The organism is Trabulsiella guamensis ATCC 49490 (assembly GCF_000734965.1).
In the GTDB taxonomy this organism is placed as follows: domain Bacteria; phylum Pseudomonadota; class Gammaproteobacteria; order Enterobacterales; family Enterobacteriaceae; genus Trabulsiella; species Trabulsiella guamensis.
The window spans coordinates 1-7,802 of the sequence record NZ_JMTB01000127.1 but is presented as its reverse complement, the minus strand read 5'-3'; the positions used below and the strand labels follow the sequence as shown (position 1 = coordinate 7,802).

The window sequence follows — 7,802 nt, the reverse complement described above, 5'->3', positions numbered from 1 at the left end:
TGGTAGTATGTCACCGGTTGCCCTGGGCGGTGAGCCTATGGGACCAGGCAGTGGTATTTTCACGGCACCCGGTGATGACAACGATTCTCTGTTCGGTCTGTTAGGTTTCCTCGCGGCAGCCAGCGCAATCGGTGTCGGTGCCGCAGTTGCCATGAATGAAGACAGTGATGATATCTCTGATCGTAATGCCCCGGAAACCCCTGCCATTGGCGAAACCATTGATAACGAAGGCAATGTTGTCGGTCCGTTGAAAAGTGGTGACCAGACTGACGACACCACGCCCACGCTGAGTGGCCGCGGTGAGCCGGGCGATACCATCCATATTTACGACAAGGGCAAAGAAATCGGCTCGGTAAAAGTGGGTGATGATGGTAAATGGAGCTACACACCGGAGAAACCTCTGGATGATGGTGAACACGAACTTACCGTCACGGAAAAAGATCCCTCTGGTAATGAAAGTAAGCCTTCCGATCCGATTGTTATCACCGTAGATACCCTTGCGCCGGACGCGCCTGCCATTCAACACGTCATTGATAAGGTGGGTAATGTCGTTGGAGAAATTAACCATAACGGCTGGACTGATGATACTCGTCCTGAAATGAGTGGTACCGGTGAAGCGGGCGCCACTATTACCATTTACGACAATGGTAAAGCTATCGGACAGACCGAAGTGAATGCTGATGGTCGCTGGTATTTCAAACCGACCCAGGATCTGGCTGATGGCAATCATGACATCACCGTAAAACAGACAGACAAAGCGGGTAACGTTAGCGATTCTTCTCCGGTTCGTGACTTCAGCGTTATCACTGCAGCCCCTGAAAAACCTGACCAGCCAGAGGTTCTTGACAAAACGGGTCCAAAGACCGGCCCGCTGGAGCCTGGCGATGTCACAGATGAAACCAAGCCCACCTTTAACGGTGATGGTACGCCGGGTAACGTCATTATCATCAAAGATAATGGTAAAGAGATTGGTTCCACCGTGGTGGGGGACGATGGTAAGTGGAGCTACACCCCTAAAGATGACCTGGGGGAAGGTAAGCACGAACTGGAAGTGAGCGAGAAGGACAAAGCGGGCAACATCAGCGACCCTTCAGACCCGATTCAGATTGTGGTCGATACCACACCGCCACCGAAACCTGACGTGGCGAACGCGCTGGATGATAACGATCCGATCACCGGCAAGATTCAGGACGGTGGTATCACTGACGATTCCAGACCGACCTTCAGCGGTGGCGGGGAACCTGGCGATACGGTCACCATTTATGACGGTGATGAAGTCCTGGGCACTACTGTCATTGGCGATGATGGTAAGTGGTCATTCACTCCTGAAGAATCGCTGGACGATGGCAATCACAGCATCACCGTGACGCAAACCGACCCGGCAGGAAATACCAGCGAACCGTCTGACTCGCTGGATTTTGGCGTTGATACGACTCCGCCAGAGGCTGGCGAAGATGTACTTAAAATTACCGGTGTTGCTGATAATGTCGGCGATCAACAGGGCAACGTGACCAGCGGCGGCATCACCGACGACAGCCAGCCTGCCATTACTGGTATTGGTGAAGCAGGAAATATCGTATTTGTTTACAGCACTGACGCCGCAGGCAAACACCTGATTGGCTCGGCTGTCGTTGATGCGGATGGCAAATGGAGCCTGACCCCGGATGCTCCGCTGCTGGAAGGTCTGAACAGCCTGACCCTGGAGACCCAGGATCCGGCCGGTAACCGCATTGCCGGCGAAGCCCCGGCTTACGACGTCACGCTTCTGATCCCGACGGGTACCGAACCGGCAATCACCAGCGTAGTAGACAGTAATGAACCGCATGTTGGTGCGCTGCAGAAGGGTGATGCTACCAACGATAACACCCCGACACTGATTGGTAGCGCTGCACCGGGCGACATCGTCACCATCCGCGACGGCAGCACCGTGCTGGGCTCAGTGACGGCGGACAGCAATGGTAAGTGGACCTTTACGCCAGGCACCGCCCTGGCTGACGGCAATCACAACTTTGTTGTGACAGCTACCGATGCGGCAGGCAATCACTCCGACAGTGGCAACTTCCCGATTTCCATTGATACAGCCGCACCAGATGCAGGTAATGTGGCCGCGAACGATGACGTTGGCGATGTCACGGGTACTGTCAAAGACGGTGAAACTACTGACGATCAGTCCCCGACCTTTGGAGGTAATGCTGAACCGGGCAGCGTGGTGGAAATCATCGATAACGGCAAAGTGATTGGCTCCACCGTGGTCGGCGACGACGGCAAGTGGGAATACACGCCGGAAGAGCCGCTGGGTAAAGGCGACCATGAAATCACCACCGTGGTCACTGACCCGGCGGGTAACAGCAGTGAACCGTCACCGGGCATCAGTTTCTCGGTTGATCCGGATCCGAACCAGGTCACCATTGGCGCTGTCAAGGATGATCAGGGACCGATCACCGGTAACCTGACTGACGGCAACGTCACTGATGACGCGCGTCCGGAACTGACCGGCAGCGGTAAGCCGGGCAGCGTGGTCACCATTAAAGATGGTGATGAGGTACTGGGCTCGACGACTGTGAATCAGGATGGAAGCTGGAGCTTCACACCAACTGAAGACCTTGAGGATGGTGACCACAGCCTGACGGTGACCTCTGTCGATCCGGCAGGTAATGACGTCACCTCTCCGGCCTTCGATCTGACCGTCGATACCGCCTCACCGGGTAAACCGGCCATTACCGTGGCCAGTGATGACGTGGGCAACGTGCGCGGCGATCTGACCAGCGGCAGCGTCACTGATGACGCCAACCCGACGCTGAAAGGTACCGCGGAGGCAGGCAGCCGGGTGGATATCTACGACAACGGCGAGCTGATTGGCTCTGCCGTGGCGGACAGCAACGGCGCCTGGACCTTCACGCCGACCACACCGCTGCCGGAAGGCGAGCACCGTCTCACGGTCACGGCCACTGACAAAGCCGGTAACACCGGCCCGGCCTCCGATGAGTTCGTGCTGTCCACCGACTACACCCCGCCGGTGGCCACGGAAGACAGCCTGAAGATCACCGCCGTGGCGGATGATATCGGCGATCTGCAGGGCAACGTCGCCAGCGGCGCGATCACCGATGACAGCCAGCCGGCCATCAGCGGTATCGGCACCGCCGGTAACACCGTGTTCGTCTACACCACCGACGCGGCAGGGAAACACCTGATCGGCTCGGCGGTGGTTGAGGCGGACGGCACATGGAGCCTGACCCCGGATGCACCGCTGCTGGAAGGGCTGAACAGCCTGACCCTGGAAACCCAGGATCCGGCCGGTAACCGCATCACCGGCGAAGCGCCGGCTTACGACATCACCCTGCTGATCCCGACCGGCACTGAGCCGTCAATCATCAGCGTGATCGACAACAGCGAACCGAACACCGGCGCGCTGCAGAAGGGCGACGTGACCAACGACAGCACCCCGACCCTGAACGGGACGGCGGCGGCCGGCGATATCGTCACCATCCGCGACGGCAGCACCGTGCTGGGCTCCGTGACCGCAGACAGTAACGGCCGCTGGAGCTTCACGCCGGATACGGCGCTGGCGGACGGCAACCATAACTTTGCCGTCACCGCCACCGATCCGGCCGGTAACCACAAGGAGAGCGGCAGCTTCCCGGTGGTGATCGACACCGCAGCACCGTCTGCCACCGGTGATCTGCTGATTACGGATAACGTCGGCGAGTACACCGGTCCGGTGAACGACGGCGACACCACGGATGACCAGTCCCCGACCTTCAGTGGTACGGCACAGGCGGGTGACATCATCACGGTGATCGACAACGGCGTCGTGCTGGGCTCAGCCGTCGCCGGTGATGACGGTAAGTGGACGTACACCCCGGAAACGCCGCTGGCGAAAGGGGAGCATGAGGTCACCACCACCGTCACCGACCCGGCGGGTAACACCAGTGAACCGTCACCGGGCGTCAGCTTCACCGTGGACACCGATCCGAACATGGTCACCATTGGTGCAGTGAAAGATGATCAGGGACCGGTGACCGGCAACCTGACGGATGGCAGCGTCACTGATGACGCGCGTCCGGAGCTGACCGGCAGCGGTAAGCCGGGCAGCGTGGTCACCGTGATGGACGGCACCACCGTCCTGGGCAGCACCACGGTACAGCCGGACGGCAGCTGGAGCTTCACGCCGTCAGCTGACCTGTCTGACGGCAGCCACAGCCTGACGGTGGTCTCCACCGACCTGGCGGGCGGCACCGTCACCTCTCCGGCCTTCGATCTGACCGTCGATACCGCCTCACCGGGTAAACCGGCCATTACCGTGGCCAGTGATGACGTGGGCAACGTGCGCGGCGATCTGACCAGCGGCAGCGTCACCGATGACGCCAACCCGACGCTGAAAGGCACTGCGGAGGCAGGCAGCCGGGTGGATATCTACGACAACGGCGAGCTGATTGGCTCTGCCGTGGCGGACAACAACGGCGCCTGGACCTTCACGCCGACCACACCGCTGCCGGAAGGCGAGCACCGTCTCACGGTCACGGCCACTGACAAAGCCGGTAACACCGGCCCGGCTTCCGACGAGTTCGTGCTGTCCACCGACTACTCGGCGCCTGATAGCGGCCTGGTTACCATTACTGGTATTTATGATGATAAACCGCAGAGCATCGGTCCGGTGGCAGACGGGGGCATCACTGATGATAACCGTCCGCGCATTTCCGGTACTGGCGCAGAAGCAGGCAACATCATCACTGTCTACAATGGCACGACGGTGATTGGTTCTACTACCGTCATGGCAGATGGAACCTGGTCGCTGGAACCGACCACACCGCTGGCGGATGGTCTGTACACATTAACGGCGAAGGAAACCGACAGCGTTGGCAACGTCTCTGACCCGTCTAACGCGTTTACTTTCACGCTGTCTACGCAGGCACCGCCAGTTCCATCGCTGGATAGCGTTTATGACGACGTGGCACCAAATGTTGATAACGTGCAGAAAGGGGAAGTCACCAACGACAACCGTCCAACGCTGAATGGTAGTGGACTGCCTGGCGGCACGATCAGCATTTACGACAACGGTACGCTGATTGGTACCGCCACGGTAGGCGGCAATGGTAGCTGGAGCTTCACGCCGGATACGGCGCTGCTCGATGGTCGCCATAACTTCACAGTTACCGTGACAGACAGCATTGGTCGTGTCAGTCCGGCAACAGGTGGTCATGAGATTATCATTGATACCGCAGCACCATCTGCAACGTCTGATCTGTTGATTACCGATGATGTCGGCACTTATCAGGGGCCGGTGAGCAATGGTGACACCACTGATGACAATACCCCGACCCTGAGTGGTAAAGCTGAAGCGGGCAGTACAGTAAATATCATCGATAACGGCCTCGTCATTGGCACTGCTGTGGCGGATGTCAACGGTAACTGGAGTTACACACCGTCCACACCACTGGCTAATGGTCCGCACGACCTGACCACTACAGTGACCGATCCTTCGGGCAATACCGGACCGGAAGGGACACACGTGAACATTATCGTTGACGTGATCCCTGGGCAGGCCACCATTGTTGCAGTGAAAGATGATGTGGGCAGTGTTACCACCAATGTCGCGCAGAACGGCGTAACGGACGATACTCGTCCGGAAATCACCGGTACCGCGAAGGCTGGCAGCATTGTCACCATCACCGATGGCAGCACTGTGCTGGGTTCCACCACTGCGGGTTCTGATGGAAGCTGGAGCTTCATTCCGACGACCGACCTTGCGCAGGGGAACCACAGTTTCACCGCGACGGCGAAAGATCCGGCAGGTAATGACTCTGTCAGCGGCAGCTGGACCATCACCATTGACATTGATGCGCCGATCAAACCGAGCATCGACAGTGCAATGGATGATGTAGGTAGTAACCAGGGCACCCTGGCGAACCATGGTATGACTGATGACCCGACCCCGACGCTGAGTGGTAAAGCGGAAGCGGGCAGCATCGTGAAGATCTACGATCAGAACGGGCTGCTGGGCTCCGTCACCGCCCGTGCTGACGGCACCTGGAGCTACACACCGACCACCAGACTGGACGAAGGCAGCCATCAGTTCCATGTCACTGCCACCGACAAGGCTGGTAATACCAGCGACGCGTCTGATGTGTTTGAACTGGTGATGGACTTCACCTCGCCGGACAGCAGCAAAATCACTATCACAGATGTGATTGATGATAAGCCGACGCAAACTGGCTCGGTAGCCCATAACGGTGAAACGGATGATAACCGTCCGTTGATCCAGGGTACTGGCGCAGAAGCGGGTGACATCATCACCGTTTACAACGGCGATAAGGTGATCGGTTCCACCACCGTCAAGTCCGATGGTACCTGGGAACTGGAACCGTCTTCACCGTTGCCAAACGGTACGTATGTCCTGACCGCGAAGGAAACCGACAGTGTTGGTAACGAAGCGGGTCCGTCGAATGAATATGTCTTTACGGTATCTACCATTGCACCGCAGGCACCGACGCTGGATAACGTCTACGATGACCTGGCGCCGGGTGTGGACTTCCTGCAGAAAGGTGATATGACCAATGACAACACCCCGACCCTCAGTGGTACAGGTGTGGCCAACGGTATCATCAGTGTTTACGACAATGGCACGTTGATTGGCACGACGACCGTGGCGAGCAATGGCAGCTGGAGCTTCACGCCGGATACGGCACTGAACGACGGCAACCATAACTTCACTGCGACCGTCACTGACACCGTAGGACGTGTCAGCCCGGCAACCGGCGGCTTCAACATCGTTGTGGATACCACTGTGCCGTCTGCGGTCTCCGACCTGCTGATCACCGATGACGTCGGCGCGAAGACCGGTCCGGTGAATAACAATGACACCACCGATGACAACACCCCGACCATCAGCGGCAAGGCGGAAGCGGACAGCACGGTGAGCATCATCGACAACGGTACCGTTATTGGCACCGCGGTTGCAGATATCAACGGTAACTGGAGCTTCACACCGGGTGCGCCGCTGGCGAATGGTCCGCACGACATCACCACGAAAGTGACTGATACGGCGGGTAACACCGGACCTGAAGGGACGCACGTGAACATTATCGTTGACGTCACCCCGGGCCAGGCTGAAATCACCGCCATTAAGGATGACGTGGGCGATGTCACTGCTAATGTCGCGCAGAACGGCGTGACGGACGACACCCGTCCGGAGATCACCGGTACGGCGAAGGCCGGCAGCGTGGTTACCATCACCGATGGCAACAATGTGCTGGGCTCCACCACCGCAGGCTCTGACGGCAACTGGAGCTTTACACCAACCGGCGATCTGGGTAAAGGCAACCATACCTTTACCGCGACGGCAAAAGATCCGGCAGGTAATGACTCTGTCAGCAGCAGCTGGACCATCACCATTGACATTGATGCCCCGATGAAACCGAGCATTGATGCTGCGAATGATGATGTGGGCAGTAGTCAGGGCACCCTGGCTAACCATGGTATGACTGATGACCCGACCCCGACGCTGAACGGTAAAGCGGAAGCGGGCAGCATCGTGAAGATCTACGATCAGAGCGGTCTGCTGGGCTCCGTCACCGCACGCGCTGACGGCACCTGGAGTTACTCGCCGACCGCGGGTCTGGACGAGGGGAGTCACCAGTTCTATGTGACTGCCACCGACAAGGCTGGTAACACCAGTGTTGCCTCGGATAACTTCGAGCTGATCCTGGACTTCACGCCACCAGACAGCAGCAAACTCGCCATCACGGATGTGATTGACGATGTTGGCGGGGTGAACGGTTCTGTACTGAGTGGTACTGAAACCG

At 58.3% G+C, this 7,802-nt stretch carries 1 protein-coding gene; it reads left to right on the top strand.

Going from position 1 to position 7,802, the window contains the following annotated elements; genetic code table 11:
• Positions 1–37 precede the first annotated feature (37 nt).
• A partial coding sequence (locus GTGU_RS25930; RefSeq protein ID WP_245609635.1) for an Ig-like domain-containing protein occupies positions 38–7,802 on the top strand: 7,765 nt, incomplete at its 3' end.